The sequence below is a fragment of the Achromobacter ruhlandii genome, assembly GCF_902859695.1.
Taxonomy (GTDB): domain Bacteria; phylum Pseudomonadota; class Gammaproteobacteria; order Burkholderiales; family Burkholderiaceae_B; genus Achromobacter; species Achromobacter ruhlandii.
On the sequence record NZ_CADIJL010000005.1, the window covers coordinates 80035 to 94871 of the forward strand.

General features: G+C 67.3%; 14 protein-coding genes. 8 read left to right on the forward strand and 6 right to left on the reverse strand.

From position 1 onward, the window contains the following. The first annotated feature begins 31 nt into the window (after positions 1 to 31). From HV742_RS08665 to HV742_RS08680, 4 genes are all read left to right on the forward strand, one after another. On the forward strand, positions 32 to 1054 hold the full coding sequence (locus tag HV742_RS08665; RefSeq protein ID WP_020926226.1) for a fumarylacetoacetate hydrolase family protein: 1023 nt from the start codon (positions 32 to 34) through the stop codon (positions 1052 to 1054). Between the two features lie 13 nt (positions 1055 to 1067). After that, positions 1068 to 1739 carry a maleylacetoacetate isomerase gene (gene maiA / locus HV742_RS08670; protein ID WP_175144837.1) on the forward strand — a complete coding sequence of 224 codons (672 nt, stop codon included), beginning with the start codon at positions 1068 to 1070 and terminating at the stop codon, positions 1737 to 1739. A 91-nt stretch (positions 1740 to 1830) separates the two neighbouring features. Further along, on the forward strand, positions 1831 to 3189 hold the full coding sequence (locus tag HV742_RS08675) for an MFS transporter (protein ID WP_175144838.1): 1359 nt from the start codon (positions 1831 to 1833) through the stop codon (positions 3187 to 3189). A 63-nt stretch (positions 3190 to 3252) separates the two neighbouring features. Then, positions 3253 to 4809, forward strand: coding sequence for a fumarate hydratase (locus HV742_RS08680; RefSeq protein ID WP_175144839.1), 1557 nt, complete (start codon positions 3253 to 3255; stop codon positions 4807 to 4809). 24 nt (positions 4810 to 4833) lie between these two features. On the opposite strand, the gene HV742_RS08685 is transcribed toward HV742_RS08680, so the two are convergent. From HV742_RS08685 to HV742_RS08695, 3 genes are read right to left on the reverse strand one after another with little or no spacing between them, the layout of a single operon-like run. Beyond that, complete coding sequence (locus tag HV742_RS08685; protein ID WP_175144840.1) at positions 4834 to 5610, reverse strand: SDR family oxidoreductase; 777 nt, start codon at positions 5608 to 5610, stop codon at positions 4834 to 4836. Positions 5611 to 5644: 34 nt separating this feature from the next. Beyond that, positions 5645 to 6559, reverse strand: coding sequence for a beta-keto acid cleavage family enzyme (locus HV742_RS08690; RefSeq protein ID WP_175144841.1), 915 nt, complete (start codon positions 6557 to 6559; stop codon positions 5645 to 5647). A gap of 10 nt (positions 6560 to 6569) precedes the next feature. Then, positions 6570 to 7793, reverse strand: coding sequence for an ABC transporter substrate-binding protein (locus tag HV742_RS08695; RefSeq protein ID WP_100507583.1), 1224 nt, complete (start codon positions 7791 to 7793; stop codon positions 6570 to 6572). Positions 7794 to 7931: 138 nt separating this feature from the next. Between HV742_RS08695 and HV742_RS08700 the strand changes: the two genes are divergently transcribed. Together HV742_RS08700 and HV742_RS08705 are read left to right on the forward strand one after the other, a co-directional pair. Next, on the forward strand, positions 7932 to 8708 hold the full coding sequence (locus HV742_RS08700) for a Crp/Fnr family transcriptional regulator (protein ID WP_231891503.1): 777 nt from the start codon (positions 7932 to 7934) through the stop codon (positions 8706 to 8708). A gap of 96 nt (positions 8709 to 8804) precedes the next feature. Next, entirely contained in the window at positions 8805 to 9377 is a 573-nt protein-coding gene (locus tag HV742_RS08705) for a GNAT family N-acetyltransferase (protein ID WP_175144842.1), read from the forward strand. Between the two features lie 43 nt (positions 9378 to 9420). Here the strand turns inward: HV742_RS08705 and HV742_RS08710 are convergent, their stop codons facing one another. Both HV742_RS08710 and HV742_RS08715 read right to left on the reverse strand, forming a co-directional pair. Then, entirely contained in the window at positions 9421 to 10476 is a 1056-nt protein-coding gene (locus tag HV742_RS08710; protein ID WP_175144843.1) for an RNA methyltransferase, read from the reverse strand. 80 nt (positions 10477 to 10556) lie between these two features. Continuing rightward, entirely contained in the window at positions 10557 to 11612 is a 1056-nt protein-coding gene (locus HV742_RS08715; protein WP_175144844.1) for a DUF72 domain-containing protein, read from the reverse strand. Between the two features lie 217 nt (positions 11613 to 11829). Here HV742_RS08715 and HV742_RS32235 point away from each other — a divergent pair, with 217 nt between their 5' ends. Beyond that, positions 11830 to 12369 (forward strand): helix-turn-helix domain-containing protein, encoded by a 540-nt coding sequence (locus tag HV742_RS32235; RefSeq protein ID WP_068979763.1) that lies wholly within the window; start codon positions 11830 to 11832, stop codon positions 12367 to 12369. Continuing rightward, positions 12366 to 13634, forward strand: a complete 1269-nt coding sequence (locus HV742_RS08725; protein WP_175144845.1) for a type II toxin-antitoxin system HipA family toxin — start codon at positions 12366 to 12368, stop codon at positions 13632 to 13634. The genes HV742_RS32235 and HV742_RS08725 overlap by 4 nt, the downstream gene beginning before the upstream one ends. A 290-nt stretch (positions 13635 to 13924) precedes the next feature. Here HV742_RS08725 and HV742_RS08730 read toward each other — a convergent pair whose 3' ends face one another. Then, on the reverse strand, positions 13925 to 14833 hold the full coding sequence (locus HV742_RS08730; protein WP_059889550.1) for a LysR family transcriptional regulator: 909 nt from the start codon (positions 14831 to 14833) through the stop codon (positions 13925 to 13927). Positions 14834 to 14837: the final 4 nt, after the last annotated feature.

Sequence of the window (14837 nt, forward strand, 5' to 3'; positions counted from 1 at the left end):
CTCGGCGCGCCTGACCACGGAATTGCCACCCATGAAACTCGCCACCCTGAACAACGGCAGCCGCGACGGCCAGCTGGTCGTCGTCAACCGTGACCTGACCCGCATGCGGGCGGTGCCGCACATTGCCGCCACCTTGCAGCAGGCGCTCGATGACTGGGCCCGCTGCGCGCCCTTGCTGCAAGCAGAATACGACGACCTGCGCGCCAGCGACGGCCAGCCGTTCGATCCGGCACGCTGCGCCGCGCCGCTGCCGCGCGCCTACCAATGGCTGGACGCGTCGGCCTATCTCAATCACGTCGACCTGACCCGCCGCGCCCGTGGCGGAGAAATGCCGCCGTCGTTTCTCACCGATCCCGTGATGTACCAGGGTGCCTCGGATGACTTCATGGGCGCGCGCGACCCCATCACCGCCACCAGTGAAGACCTGGGCGTCGACCTGGAGGCCGAGATCGTGGTGATCACCGACGACGTACCGCAAGGCGTGGACCCCGCGACCGCCCTGGAACACGTGGTGCTGCTGGGCCTGGTGAACGACGTCACCCTGCGCAACGTGGTGCTGCCTGAACTGGCCAAGGGCTTCGGCTTTCTGCAGGGCAAGCCGGCGTCGGCGCTGTCGCCCGTCTTCGTCACGCCCGATGAGCTTGCGCCCTACTGGCGCGACGGCAAGCTGCACCGCGCGATGCAAGTGTGGCTCAACGACCGGTTGATCGGCCAGCCCCAGGCCGGCGAGGAAATGCAATTCCACTTCGGTGAACTCATCGCCCACGCCGCGCGCACGCGCCGGCTGGGTGCCGGCACGATCCTGGGCAGCGGCACCATTTCCAACGCCAGCGACGCGGTCGGCGTGTGCTGCCTGGTCGAAGCGCGGGTGCGCGAACAGCTGCGCGACGGCCAGATGCGCACGCCCTTCCTCAAGCACGGCGACCGCGTCCGCATCGCCATGCGCGACGAGGCCGGCAACAGCCTGTTCGGCGACATCGACCAGCAGGTGCGGATTCCCGGCACCCGCCCGCTGCCCGCCGCCCGGCCGGCGCCGCAAGCCGCCACGGCCTGAAGGGGACTGCGCCATGGCCGAGACATCCTCCCTCACACTGCACAGCTATTGGCGCAGCTCCGCGGCCTACCGCGTGCGCATCGCGCTGGCGCTCAAGGGCCTGCCCTATCGCCAGGTGCCCTGGCAGATGGCCCAGGGCGAACACCTGCAGCCGGCCTACCGCGCGCTGGCGCCGTTCAGCCTGGTGCCGATGCTGGAGATCGACGGGCTGCGCCTGCAGCAGTCGCTCGCCATCATCGAGTACCTGGACGCCCGCCATCCCGCACCCGCGCTGCTGCCGGCCGACCCGGCCGGTCGCGCCCAGGCGCGGGCGCTGGCGCTGCTGGTGGCCTGCGAAGTGCATCCGTTGAACAACCTGCGCGCGCTCAAGCGCCTGCGCGCCCAATTCGGCGCCGACGACGACCAGGTGCACGACTGGTACCGCCACTGGTGCGAAGAGGGTTTCCGCGCCTTCGAGGCCGCCCTGCCCGCCAGGCGCGGCCACTATGCCCTGGGCGATGCGCCGACGCTGGTGGAATGCTGCCTGGTGCCGCAGGTCTACAACGCCTTGCGCTACGGCGTCGACCTGGCGCCATTCACCCAGGTGCGCGCCATCGTCCAGGCCTGCGCCGCGTTGCCCGCCTTCGACGCCGCCCGTCCCGAGAACCAGCCCGATGCGCCGCGGCCGGCGCAAGCCGCCGCCTGACGCGACGGCCGGAGCGGGTCCTCATCCGCTCCGGCCAGCCCTCGAACAAAAACACAGCGGCACGGTCCGCCCCCCCCCAAAGGAGACATGCATGCAGACAGATTTCCCCGGACAGGGCGCCGTCGCGCCCGCGTCCGCCGGCGAACGCCGGCCATCCGCGGCGCTGGTCAGCGCCGAAGACCGCAAGGTGCTCGCCGCCACGCTGGTCGGCTCGGCCATCGAGTGGTACGACTACTTCATCTACGTGCAGGCCGCGGGCCTGGTGCTGGGCACGCTGTTCTTCGCCCCCTTCGTGCAGGACAATCCCGAACTGTCGCTGATCCTGTCGTTCGCCACCGTGGGCGTGGCTTTCCTGTTCCGCCCGCTGGGCGCCATCGTCTGTGGCCACCTTGGCGACCGCTATGGCCGCAAGCGCGTGCTGGCCGCCACCCTGATCCTCATGGGCGTATCCACCGCCCTGATCGGCGTGCTGCCGACCTACGCCCAGATCGGGCTGTGGGCGCCAGTGATGCTGGTGGGCTTGCGCGTGCTGCAAGGCTTCTCGGCCGGCGGCGAGTGGGGTGGCGCGGCGCTCATGGCGGTCGAGCACGCGCCGACAGACCGGCGCTCGCTGTTCGGCGCCTTTCCGCAGATCGGCGTGCCGCTGGGCATGATCGTCGCCACGGGCGCGCTGTGGTGCATCACCACCCTGGTCGGCGCGGAGAACTTCATGGCCTGGGGCTGGCGCATCTCCTTCCTGCTGTCGATCGCGCTGATCATCGTCGGCGTCTTCATCCGCCGCGCGGTCGAGGAATCGCCGGTATTCCTGCGCATGCAATCGCGCCGCAGCCATTCCTCGGCGCCGCTGGGCGCGCTGCTGCGCAAGCACCCGCGCCAGATCGCGCTGACCACGCTGATCTTCGTGGGCAACAGCACCGCCGGCTACCTGCTGGTGGGCTTCTTCATCAGCTATGGCAGCCGCGCCCTGCGCATGCCGCCGCAACAGGTGCTGATGATCTGCACCCTGGCCGCCGCCTGCTGGCTCGGCACCACGCTGCTGGGCGGCTGGCTCGGCGACCGCATCGGCCGCGTGCGCACCTTCCAGCTCGGCTACCTGCTGCTGGCGCTGTGGGCCATTCCGATGTGGACCTTCATCGAGTCGGGCGATCCGCTGCAATTCGCCCTGGCGCTGGCCGCGCTGTCGTTGCCGCTGGGCTTGACCTATGGCCCGCAAGCCGCGCTCTACGCGGAGATGTTCCCCGCCGACGTGCGCTATTCCGGCGTGTCGGCCGGCTATGCGCTGGGTTCTATCCTGGGCGGCGCCTTCGCCGCCATGATCGCGCAGTCCATCATCTCCGCCACCGGCCATTCGTGGCTGGTGGGCGTGTACGTCGTCGTCATGGCCGCGGTCTCGTTCATCGCCGTCACGCTGGTCAAGGACCGGCCCGGCGTCACCCTGCACGCCGAATGACACCCGCCGTCCGGATCCGCGCGGATTCCGGACGGCGCTCCTCCCGCGCAATCGTCCCCGCCCATGACCCGCATCCGACAGCAAGACCTGATCGACTCCATCGCCGGCGCGCTGCAGTACATCAGCCATTACCACTCGCCCGACTACATCGCGCACCTGGCCCGCGCCCATGAACGCGAAGCCAGCGCCCCGGCGCGCGACGCCATGGCGCAGATCCTGGCCAGTTCGCGCCTGGCCGCCATAGGCCGGCGCCCCATCTGCCAGGACACCGGCATCGTCAACGTCTTCCTCAAGGTCGGCATGGACGTGCAATGGGCGGACTTCACCGGCAGCATGGAAGACGCGGTCAACGCCGCTGTGCGGCGCGCCTGGCTGGACCCGGACAATCCGCTGCGCGCCTCGGTCATCGCCGATCCGCTGTTCGCGCGCGCCAACACCCGGGACAACACGCCGGCCGTCACCAGCGTCGAGATCGTGCCGGGCGACCGCCTGGAAATCACCGTCGCGGCCAAGGGCGGCGGCTCGGAAAACAAGGCGCGCCTGGCCATGCTGAACCCCGGCGATAGCGTGGTGGACTGGGTGCTGGCGCAAGTGCCGGCCATGGGCGCCGGCTGGTGTCCGCCCGGCATGCTGGGCATCGGCGTCGGCGGCACCGCCGAAAAGGCCGTGCTGCTGGCCAAGCAAAGCCTGATGCAGCCGCTGGACATGCACACGTTGCAGGCACGCGCCGCCAGCGGCGCAGCGCTTGCCCCTGAAGAGGCGCTGCGCCTGGAACTGTACGAACGCATCAACGCGCTGGGCATCGGCGCGCAGGGCCTGGGCGGCCTGACGACGGTGCTGGACGTGAAACTCAAGACCTACCCGACCCACGCCGCCGCCAAGCCGGTCGCGCTGATCCCCAACTGCGCCGCCACCCGCCACGTCCGTTTCGTGCTGGACGGCAGCGGGCCGGCGCACCTGGAACCGCCCTCGCTCGACCTGTGGCCCGACCTGGGTCCGTCGGCGCAGGCCGCCACGGCCCGGCGCGTGGACCTGGACACGCTCACCCGCGACGAGGTCACCCGCTGGCGCGCCGGCGAGACCCTGCTGCTGAACGGCCGCATGCTCACCGGCCGCGACGCCGCCCACCAGCGCATCCGCGAGCTGCTGGCGCGGGGCCAGCCGCTACCGGCGGATTTCCGCGGCCGCGTGATCTACTACGTAGGGCCGGTGGATGCCGTGCGCGACGAGGCCGTCGGCCCGGCGGGCCCCACCACCGCCACCCGCATGGACGGCTACACGGACATGATGCTGGAACACACCGGCCTCATCGCCATGGTCGGCAAGGCCGAACGCGGCCCCGACGCGGTCGCCGCGATCCAGCGCCATCGCGCCGCCTACCTGATCGCCATGGGCGGCGCGGCCTACCTGGTGTCCAAGGCGATCCGCCGTGCCCGCGTGGTCGCGTTCGAGGATCTCGGCATGGAGGCGATCTACGAATTCGACGTGGTCGACATGCCGGTGACGGTGGCGGTGGACGCGGACGGCGGCAACCTGCATGTATCGGGGCCCGCGCAATGGCGCCGCGATATCGGCACGCCGATCCGCATCGAGGCGCCCGGATTCAGTGTCCGGGCATAGCCGGCGTGCCCCGCTGCCTCCTCGCTACCCCAGGTATTCGACGTTGCCGCACACCGAGATGCTCTGGCCGCTGATCATCGCGCCCTCGTCCGAACACAGGAACGCCACCTGGTTGGCGATGTCCTCGGGCTGGGTCATCCTGCGCAGCGACACCTTTTCCACCAACTGCGCGCGCATGGCGTCGTTGCTGACGCCGCCGGCCGCCGCGCGCGCGGCGATGATGCGCTCGACCCGGTCGCCCGCCACCACGCCCGGCAGCACCGAATTGACGCGGATGCCGGACGGTCCCAGTTCCATCGCCCAGGTCTGCGTCAGCCCCGCCAACCCGAACTTGCTGGCGCTGTAGGGGCTGCGCAGCGAAAAGCCCAGCCGGCCCGCGACCGACGAGATGTTGATGATGGCCCCGCCGCCCGCCTCGCGCAGCAGCGGCACCGCGCTGCGCGCGCACAGGAACGTGCCGGTCAGGTTGACGTCCAGCGTGGCCTGCCACGCCGCCAGGTCCGTGTCTTCAAGCCGGCTGGTGGGGCCCGAGACGCCGGCGTTGTTCACCAGCGCATCCAGTTTGCCCCAGCGCTCGGCCAACTCCGCGAACATGGCCAGCACCTGGGCTTCGTCGGCCACGTCCGTGACGCTGCCGCTCAAGCCGGCGTGCGCCTGCACGGCGGCCTGCACCGCTTCCGCGGCCACATCGCAGATGTGCACTTGCGCGTCAGCGGCCAGGAACTTGCGCGCGATGGCCAGGCCGATGCCCCCCGCGCCGGCGGTGATCAGGACCCGCTTGCCCTTCAACGATTCAATCATCAGGCTACATCCCTGGAAAAATGCCGCGCCGCTCTCACAGCGCGAATTCCGGCCGCACCCCGCCCCGCAGCGGCAGGCCCATGATCTCGCGCGCCTCGGCGGGCGTCGCGGGCTCCATGTCCAGTTCGCGGATGATGCGCACGATGCGCTCGGTCAGTTGCACGTTGGTCGCCAGCTCGCCATGGCGGTAATACAGGTTGTCCTCCAGCCCCACCCGCGCATGCCCGCCCAGCAGCAGCGCGCTGATGTTGGCTTCCAGCTGCGACGGCCCGATGCCGCTGACGCAGAAGATGCTGTTCCTGGGCAGCAGGTCCACCATCATCTGCAAATGGCGCGGCGAGAACGGCATCGCGTTCTGGAAGTTGCGGTGCACATTCATCACCAGGTTGATGAAATGCGGTTCCTCGTCCAGCCCCTCGTTGATCAACGTGGTCGCGTCCTGCAGGATGTGGGTCGGGCTGAACACCTCCCACTCCGGCTTGATGCCGCGCGCCTTCATGCCGGCCGCCAGCTCGCGGGCTCGCGTCAAGGGCGTGTTCATCAGGTATTCGCGGTCGCCGAAGGCCAGGTTGAGCGTGGTGGCGTCCAGCGTGCACATCTCGGCGCCGGCGTCCATGCCCTTGAGCCGCTCTTCCCACAGGATCTCCCAGGTGCCCGGCGTGGTTTCCCTGACCATGTCGCCGTGCACGCCGCCGCCCGTGGAATTGTTCAGCACGATGTCGCAGCGCTCGCGGATGCGCTGGTTCATGTCGCGGTAGATGGCCGCGTCGCAGGTGGCCTGGTCGTCGGGGCGGCGCGCGTGCAGCGCGACCACGCTGGCCCCGGCGTTGTAGCAGCGGTAGACGTCCTCGGCGATCTCGGCCGGCTGGGTCGGCAGATGCGGGTTCTGGCTCTTGAACGCCATGCCCCCGGTGGGAGCAATGGTCACGATCACTTTGCGTTTTGCCATGGCGATTCTCTTATTTCCAAAGGGCGCAGCGGGTCTCGGCCTTGGTGGTGAAGGCCTCGTTGCCATCGATGGTCTGGACCACCTTGAAGTAGTCCCAGGGCGCCTTCGATTCCTCCGGCGTCTTGACCTGCAGCAGATACATGTCGTGCACCACGCGGCCATCCGGACGCACCACGCCGTTCTTGATGTACACGTCGTCGAGCTTGTTCTCGCGCAGATACGCCAGCACCTTGTCGGCGTCGTCCGTGCCGGTGGCCTTGACCGCGCGCAGGTACTGGATGGCGGCCGAATAGTCGGCCGCCTGCAGCGACGACGGCATGGCGTTGCGGCGCTCGTAGAACTTCCGCGCCCAGGCCCGCGTCTCGTCCGACGCGTTCCAGTACCAACTGTCGGTCAGGTACATGCCCTTGGCCGTTTCCAGGCCCATGGCGTGGATGTCGTTGATGAACATGATCATGCCGGCCAGCCGCATCGTCTTGGTCAGGCCGAATTCGTTGGCCGCCTTGATCGCATTGGTGGCGTCCGCGCCGGCATTAGCCAGCGCCAGGATCTCGGCCTTGCTGGCCTGCGCCTGCAACAGGAACGACGAGAAATCGCTGGTCGACAGCGGATGCTTGACCGACCCGACCACCTTGCCGCCGCCGGCCTCGACCACCTTGGTGGTATCGGCCTGCAACGCATGGCCAAAGGCGTAGTCCGCCGTCAGGATGTACCAGCTCTTGCCGCCCGCCTTCACCACCGCCGCGCCCGTGCCGCGCGCCTGCGCCACGGTGTCGTAGGCATAGTTCAGCGTGTATGGGGTGCACTGCTCGTTGGTCAGGGCCGGCGCGCCCGCGCCCACCACGATGATGGGCTTCTTCTTGTCGGCGGCCACCTTCGACATGGCCAGCGCCGTGCTCGAATTGGTGCCGCCGATCAGCATGTCCAGGCCGCGCTGGTCGAACCATTCGCGCGCCTTGGCCGAGGCAATGTCGGCCTTGTTCTGGTGGTCCGCCGTCAGCAGTTCGATCTTCTTGCCATTGATCTCGCCGCCCATCTCCTCGATGGCCATCTTGATGGCTTCGGCCCCGCCCGGGCCGTCCGGCCCCGAATAAACGCCCGACATGTCGGTGATGAAGCCGATCCGGATCACGTCGTCGGAAATCTGCGCCCGGGCCGCGCCCGCGTGCAGCAGCGCGCCGGCGATGGCGCCGGCCAGGACAGCGCGCGAAAACCTGCGTGGCATTGACAACATACCTGTCTCCTCTTATGGTTTTTTGGCTCTGGGGCCCCGAATATTCTCGGACTGGCCCCGCCAGCGAACAGTCATCATGTTGACAAAGCGCCCTAGGGTTTACCTGGGCGCCCTCACCACGGCGGAACGGGGACAACCATGCGCGCACCGGCAGCCGGAACCGGCCATGAACCTGCCAGCCCGAAGCGGCGAGCCAAGCAAGACCCGGTGGACCGGATGCTGGCCGTCGTGCCCTGGTACAACGGCCTGCCGCGCCTGGAACGCGACGTGGTCCGGGCCGAGCTGCGGGTGGTGTCATTGCAGGCCGGCGAACGCCTGTTCCGCGAGGGTTCGAAATCGCTGGGCTGGTATGGCGTGGTGGACGGCCTGGTGAAATGGTCCTCGCGCGGCTCGGACGGCCGGTCGCTGTCGCTGGCCGGCTTCAGCACCGGCAGCTGGTTCGGCGAGGCCACCATGATCCGCCGCGAGCCGTTCGAATACGAGGTGGTGGCGCTGCGCCCGAGCCAGGTCGTGATCCTGCCGCGCGACACCTGCGAGCGCCTGTGGAACAACAATATCGCGTTCACCAAGGCGCTGATGACCCACCTGGCGCAGCGCGTCAATTGGCTCATGGCCTGCTATACCGGCAACGTGCTGCTGGACGTGGACACCACGGTGGCCCGCGCCGTCGCCGCGCAACTGAACGCCGAGCAGCATTCCGGCACCAACGGCCGCCTCAAGATCTCGCAGGAAGAGATTGCCGGCCTGTGCGGCGTGTCGCGCCAGCGCTGCAATGCCGCCCTGACGAAGCTGGCGCGGGCGGGGGTGCTGCGCACGCATTATGGCGGCATGACGATCCTGGATCGGGAGGGCCTGTACCGGCACGCGAAGCTCAACCGCGAGCCTGCTGATCACCCGGCCGACATGCCCGCATAGCCCGCCGGTCGACCCGGGCGGTCAACGCCACGCGTTTCCGCCGTTCACCTGTCCGCGGTATCTTCTCGCCTTCCATTGCTGCTCATCCCGCACCCCATGATCCCCACCCCGACGGCCCCGGCCGGTCCCCTGCTCACGCCCCGCCTGTCGCTGCGGCAAGCGACTCGCCAGCATGCCCCGGCCCTGCTGGCGTACCACCTTGCCAACCGGGCCCACCTGCGGCCCTGGGAGCCCGCCCGGTCCGACGCGTTCTACACCGCCGCGTCGACCGAAGAACGGCTGGCCGCGATGGAAACCCGTGCCGCCGCCGGGCAGGCGGTGCACCTGCTGCTGTTCGACAGGACCGACGACAGCCTGGTCGGCACCTGCAACTTCACCAACATCGTGCGGGGGGCCTTCCAGGCCTGCCATCTGGGCTTCTCTGTCGCGCAAGACCGCGAAGGCCAGGGCCTGATGCGGGAATGCCTCCTCGCGGCGACCCATTTCATGTTTGCCGAGCACGGGCTGCACCGCATCATGGCGAACCATCGCCCCGAGAACACCCGCAGCGCGCGCCTGCTGAGCAGCCTGGGGTTCGAGCGCGAAGGCACGGCCCGGGCCTATCTGAAAATCGACGGAAGCTGGGCGGACCACGTGCTGACGTCGCTGATCAATCCCGCCGACGCCTGACCGGCCGTCACGACGCGCCGCCGCGTCCCGGGCAAGGCCGCGTCTACGCGGCTTGCCGCGTGGTGGCGCGGTTGCGGCGCAGTTCCACTACCTGCTCCGCCCCCGCCGCGCGGGCACGCAACTGGCCGCAGCCGCCGTCCACATCCTGTCCGGCGCTGTTCCTGATCTTGGTCAGCACGCCACGGCGATGCAGCGTGCGCACGATCTCGCGGATGCGTTCGGCCTCGGGCCGCTGGTAGTCGTCGCCTTCCATGCTGTTGAACGGGATCACGTTGAGCACGCCGAACTTGCCCTTGAGCAGGCGCGGGATGGCGTCGAGTTCGTCGTCGCCGTCATTGACGCCCTTGAGCAGCGTCCACTGATACTGGATCGGGTAGCCGGTATCGCGGGCGTAGCGCTCGCCCATTTCCACCAGGTCCCGCGGCGCGATCTTCGGCGCGCGCGGCAGCAGGTGCTCGCGCAGCTCGGCGCGGGTCGTATGCAGCGACAGCGCCAGGGCTGGCTTGACGGCCTGTCGCGGCAGCGCGTCGAACACGCGCGGATCGCCCACGGTGGAGAACACCAGGTTCTTGTGGCCGATATTGCCTTCGGTGCCCAGCAGATTGATGGCTTCCAGCACGTTGTCCAGGTTGTGCGCCGGTTCGCCCATGCCCATGAAGACCACTTTCTTCACCGCGCGCAGCCGCCGCGCCAGCACCACCTGCGCCAGGATCTCCATGCTGGCCACCTGGCGGATCAGGCCGCTCTTGCCGGTCATGCAGAACCGGCAGCCGACCGCACAGCCGACCTGGGTGGACACGCACAGCCCGTCTCGCGGCAGCAGCACGCTTTCCACCATCTGGCCGTCGGCCAGGTCGACCAGCAGCCGCGAGCCATCGTGGCCGGCGTGTTCGGAACGGACGCGGGCCAGGCCGTCCAGTTCCGCCGCCAGGCCGGGCAGCGCCTCGCGCAGCGCCAGCGGCAGATAGTTGTCGAAGCGCCGCCGCCACGTGTCGCTGTCGAACGACTGACCGGTCAGCCAGGCGCGCATGACCCGCCCGCGATGGGCAGGCTGGGCGCCTAGGGCGGCGAGACGTTGGTGGAAATCGGCGTAGCGCATGGGGAGCGGATTTTAGCGCGCCCGGCAGGGGCGCCCGGCAAGCTCGATATGCCGGGCAGGGCGAGCCGGACAGGCCCGATCTACCCGGCGATGGCCTGGGCCAGCTTCTGGATGGACAGCGGCGCGCAGCCCTCGGCGTCATTGCTGACCGTCACGTAGGCCGGCTGCCCCGCGCCCGTAATGCCACGGATCGTGCGCGCCAGCGCCGTGCGCGTGGGAAGATCCTCGCTGAGCAGGGCATTGAACGGATCATGCTTCTTCTGCGCGTCCGCATAACCGTATGCGCCGAACACGCGGTTCAGGTTCCAGCGGCAGACCAGCGGCCCCGGCCAGAGCGCGCGCAGCATCGGCAGTTGCGCGTCGATCGGCGGCATCTTGCCATGCAGCCCCAGGCAGAACGTGGCCCCATGCGCCTTGAGCGTGTCGACCAGCGCCTGACCCAGCAGTTCCGGGTCGCGCACTTCCACGGCGACGATCACGGCATCATGCGCGGACAATGCCTCCCGCACGGCGGCCAGCATGCGCCCCAGTTTCTCGAACAGCGATGCCGAACGGCTCAACATGCCCAGAGGCAACGGACTCAGCTGGAACACCAGCACGCCGAGCTTGGCCCCCAGGCCTTCGAGCGCCGGGCGCACGAATTCCTGGACAGCCACCGACGGATCGAGGAAAAGCGGATTGGCCTGCCGCGTCCTGCCTGCTTCGCCACGCACCTGGGCGTCGGTAACGCTGGCGGGGCATTTGACGACGAAACGGAAATCCTCATCGACCTGCCCCGCATAAGCGGCGTACTGGCTCGCCGTCAACGGCTGCCAGAACGTGCGGTCCACGCAGACCGTGCGCAAAAGCGGATGCTGGTGGTAGGCGCCCAGGCCGTGCCTGGACAGCGTGCTCGAATCGTATTCGCCGTCCCAGACCAGCCCTTCCCAGCCGGGATACGACCAGGTGGAGACGCCAAAGCGCAATTGGGCGGGCAACTGCCGGGCGAGCGCGCGCCATTCCTGCCCCGCGGGCGCGGGAAGCACTTTAGCCATGCCCCGGAGGGCGGAAAGCTCGGGGATGTCAGGAGGCGTTGCCTGCCGCGGGGCCTCGGCCGGAGGGACGGGCAGCGCGTCGCCGAAAAGATCTTCTTGCATTACTTGTCGTTCTGGCGCGGGTGATGGGCTATAGGGTACTTGAATCACGCCTGGCACTTTGGATGTAATTATTTTGGCCATTATCATCAAAAAAGAATGAAATATTTTCATTCCCATATTGCTGGCAAAGCCGTCAGCAGCTCCCTGGCTCCTTGAAAACACCTCATAAATGCTAATATTTTGGCATCCAATACCTTAAATAGCTAAAATATTAGCCATGGCAAAGAAGACCGCCCCTCTCCTGCCAGGAACCAGCAAGCTCCTCGTCGAATTTGGTGAGCGGCTCAAGCTTGCGCGCCTGCGCCGCAAGCTGTCCGCCAAACAAGTCGCCGAGCGAGCGGGGATGTCTCCCATGACCCTGCGTTCCCTGGAGGCCGGCGGGTCGGGAGTCACCATCGGGGCTTACCTGTCCGTCATGCAAGTCCTGGGGCTGGCAGACGATCTCGCCAAGCTTGCGGGCGCCGACGAACTCGGCCGACAACTTCAGGACGCTCGCTTGATCAGGAATGCTTCTGTGCATCGCCAACACAGGACCACCCCGGAGACGGTCGGCCGCCCGTCACCGAACGCCCGAGCGCCGGGCAACGCCTCCTCGACCCAGACCAATAGCGCGAAGACGAAGGTCCGCAAGCCGGCGGCTGCAAGCGCGGGGAAGCCGGTGGAAGGCAAACCAGGGAAAAGCGTCGACATCGCTAGTACGGACAGCCTGGCCTCTTTGCTTCGGAAACCGAAACGTAAAGGGAATGCGCCGTCATGAGCATGATCGCCGTATATGCGGATTGGGATGGACTGCCCGGCCCCCAACGACTCGGCTTCTTGCACAGCCGCAAGACCCGGGCGACTGAGCGATTCGAATTCGAATATGACGAAGCCGCGCTCACCTCCCCGCTTTTCCACGGGCTGCAATTGGACCCGGGCATTCACGCCTTCGGCGGACCACAGTACCCCGTCGCGCCAAGAGACCAATTCGGGGTCTTCAAAGATTCCAGCCCCGACCGTTGGGGACGCCTTTTGATGGATCGAAGATTCGAGCGTGACAAACGCCAAGGTCTGGTGCCGGCGGGGGCCCGTCTATACGAGTCGGATTACCTGCTTGGCGTGCATGATGTGTACCGCGTGGGCGCGCTGCGGTACCGACTCGAGGACACTGGAGATTTCCTCGACAATCGCATCAACCTTGCGGCCCCGCCATTTACAGAAATCCGCGCGCTGGAGCAGGCCAGCCGTGCGCTTGAGCGAGACCCCGACAACGTCGCGGTCCGGGGACAGGACTGGCTGCGCATGCTCATCGCGCCGGGCGGCTCGCTCGGCGGCGCCAGGCCCAAGGCGAGCGTCGTGGACGACGCCGGTCGTCTTTACATTGCCAAGTTTCCGAGCACACGAGATACCCATGACGTCGGCGGATGGGAAATGGTGGTCAACGCCTTGGCCAGCGGTTGCGGCCTCAATGTCGCGGCGGCTCAAGCCCGGAAGTTTGCCAGCGATCATCACTGCTTCATTGTGCGCCGCTTCGATCGCACCGAGGCAAGCCATCGCCTGCATTTCGCCTCTGCGATGACCCTGACTGGCCACAGCGATGGCGACGACGCCTCGACGGGGGCCAGTTACCTGGAACTGGCGGAGGCGCTCATGAACCAGGGCGCGCAACCCAATCAAGATCTGCGAGAACTATGGTCGCGTATCGTCTTCAACATCCTCGTATCCAACACTGACGATCACCTTCGCAACCATGGCTTCATCCTGGTGCCGGGCCTGGGCTGGAAACTCTCCCCGGCGTACGACATGAACCCCGTCCCTTACGCCGACGGTCTCAAGCTGAACATTACCGATGCGGATAATGCCCTGGACCTGGAATTGACTCGACAGATTGCCAGCTACTTCCGCCTGCCCCTTCATGAAGCGGACGAGATCATCAACGATTTCCGGGACATTGTCGGCCAATGGCGAACCCTGGCCCAAGGACTGGGCCTATCCGCATGGGAACAGGACCGAATGGCAGAGGCCTTCCGCCTTGCCGCATGAGGCGCGATTGACGCGGATATCACGCCGCGCACACCGGCTGGCGCGGCGGCCCATGCGAGCATGGCACACGGCCCGTTGCGAGTCAGACAAGGAACTGGCGAATTGGAGCGGGTGAAGGGAACATCATCGTGTTCCCAACTCGTTGATTGATAACGAGTTTTCCGCACTCGGCGAACCGAGATGGACATAATTATGGACTGAAAAACCACGCTTGGTCAACGCGCGCTCCGAGCAAGTCCAGTGCGAGCCATGGACAGCCAGCAGTAGCCAATGTACCCGAGCGCTCAACGTCACGAGGCCGGTTCATCTCCCTTTGGCAGGAACTCCTCGCGGGCGCGCTGCAGAAACCGCTTCATGGGCTCAGAGGGTTCGGCGCTGCGGCGCAGCAGGTAGGTGGACAGCATGGGCGGCGTGCCGGCCAAGGGGCGAACGGTTATGTCGGGGCGGTTCAGGGTCTGCACCTGCGAGGCAATGGCGAAACCTAGGCCATAACCGGCACCGACCAGAGTCAGCATCACGCCTAGGCTCGTCACCTGATCTACCAGCTTGAGCGGCTTGGACGCACCTTGAAGCACCGCCTGGATCTGGTGGTGGCAGCCCGATCCCGCGTCCGGATGGCACAGTACCAACGGAAACTTCAAGGCTTCATCCAATGGCACTTCCGCGTGCGCCAACAAGGGGTGGCGCACGGGCACGATCACCGACAGAGGATCGGTCCACACGGGCTCGGCGACAAGGCCTTCGCTCACCGCGTCCGACAGCGCAAAACCGATGTCCAGCAGATCGTTGTGCAGGCCCTTGAGCTGCTGCGCGAAAGGCAGCTCGAAGACGCGAATCTCCAGTTCGGGCTCTTCCTCGCGGCTGCGCGCCAGCAAGGTGGCAATGTGGGGCTGCGCCAAGCTGTCGCAGATGGCGATGCGCAGATAACCCTGATAGCCCTGCGCCGCCGCCTTTGCGGCACTCACCGCCTGCTCCACGGTGGCCAGCACGCGCCGGCACTCACCGAGGAACACTTGACCGGCCCAGGTCAGTCGCGTCTGGTGCGCGCTGCGGTCGAACAACTGCACGCCGAGCGTGGCTTCGAGATTTCGCATTGCGCGCGACACAGGCGATTGTTCTAGGCCAAGGCGCTCGGCCGCTCGCGCGAAATGCAGTTCTTCCGCGACCGCAACGAAATAGCGCAGTAGTCTGAGTTCCAATGCG

Excerpts from the sequence above, each read along its gene's own strand:
- HV742_RS08680 (WP_175144839.1), top strand. The coding sequence starts at position 3,253 with ATGACCCGCATCCGACAGCAAGACCTGATCGACTCCATCGCCGGCGCG.
- HV742_RS08675 (WP_175144838.1), top strand. The coding sequence starts at position 1,831 with ATGCAGACAGATTTCCCCGGACAGGGCGCCGTCGCGCCCGCGTCCGCC.
- HV742_RS08700 (WP_231891503.1), top strand. The coding sequence starts at position 7,932 with ATGCGCGCACCGGCAGCCGGAACCGGCCATGAACCTGCCAGCCCGAAG.
- HV742_RS32235 (WP_068979763.1), top strand. The coding sequence starts at position 11,830 with ATGGCAAAGAAGACCGCCCCTCTCCTGCCAGGAACCAGCAAGCTCCTC.
- HV742_RS08665 (WP_020926226.1), top strand. The coding sequence starts at position 32 with ATGAAACTCGCCACCCTGAACAACGGCAGCCGCGACGGCCAGCTGGTC.
- HV742_RS08690 (WP_175144841.1), bottom strand. The coding sequence starts at position 6,559 with ATGGCAAAACGCAAAGTGATCGTGACCATTGCTCCCACCGGGGGCATG.
- maiA (WP_175144837.1), top strand. The coding sequence starts at position 1,068 with ATGGCCGAGACATCCTCCCTCACACTGCACAGCTATTGGCGCAGCTCC.
- HV742_RS08710 (WP_175144843.1), bottom strand. The coding sequence starts at position 10,476 with ATGCGCTACGCCGATTTCCACCAACGTCTCGCCGCCCTAGGCGCCCAG.
- HV742_RS08715 (WP_175144844.1), bottom strand. The coding sequence starts at position 11,612 with ATGCAAGAAGATCTTTTCGGCGACGCGCTGCCCGTCCCTCCGGCCGAG.
- HV742_RS08725 (WP_175144845.1), top strand. The coding sequence starts at position 12,366 with ATGAGCATGATCGCCGTATATGCGGATTGGGATGGACTGCCCGGCCCC.
- HV742_RS08705 (WP_175144842.1), top strand. The coding sequence starts at position 8,805 with ATGATCCCCACCCCGACGGCCCCGGCCGGTCCCCTGCTCACGCCCCGC.
- HV742_RS08685 (WP_175144840.1), bottom strand. The coding sequence starts at position 5,610 with ATGATTGAATCGTTGAAGGGCAAGCGGGTCCTGATCACCGCCGGCGCG.
- HV742_RS08695 (WP_100507583.1), bottom strand. The coding sequence starts at position 7,793 with ATGTTGTCAATGCCACGCAGGTTTTCGCGCGCTGTCCTGGCCGGCGCC.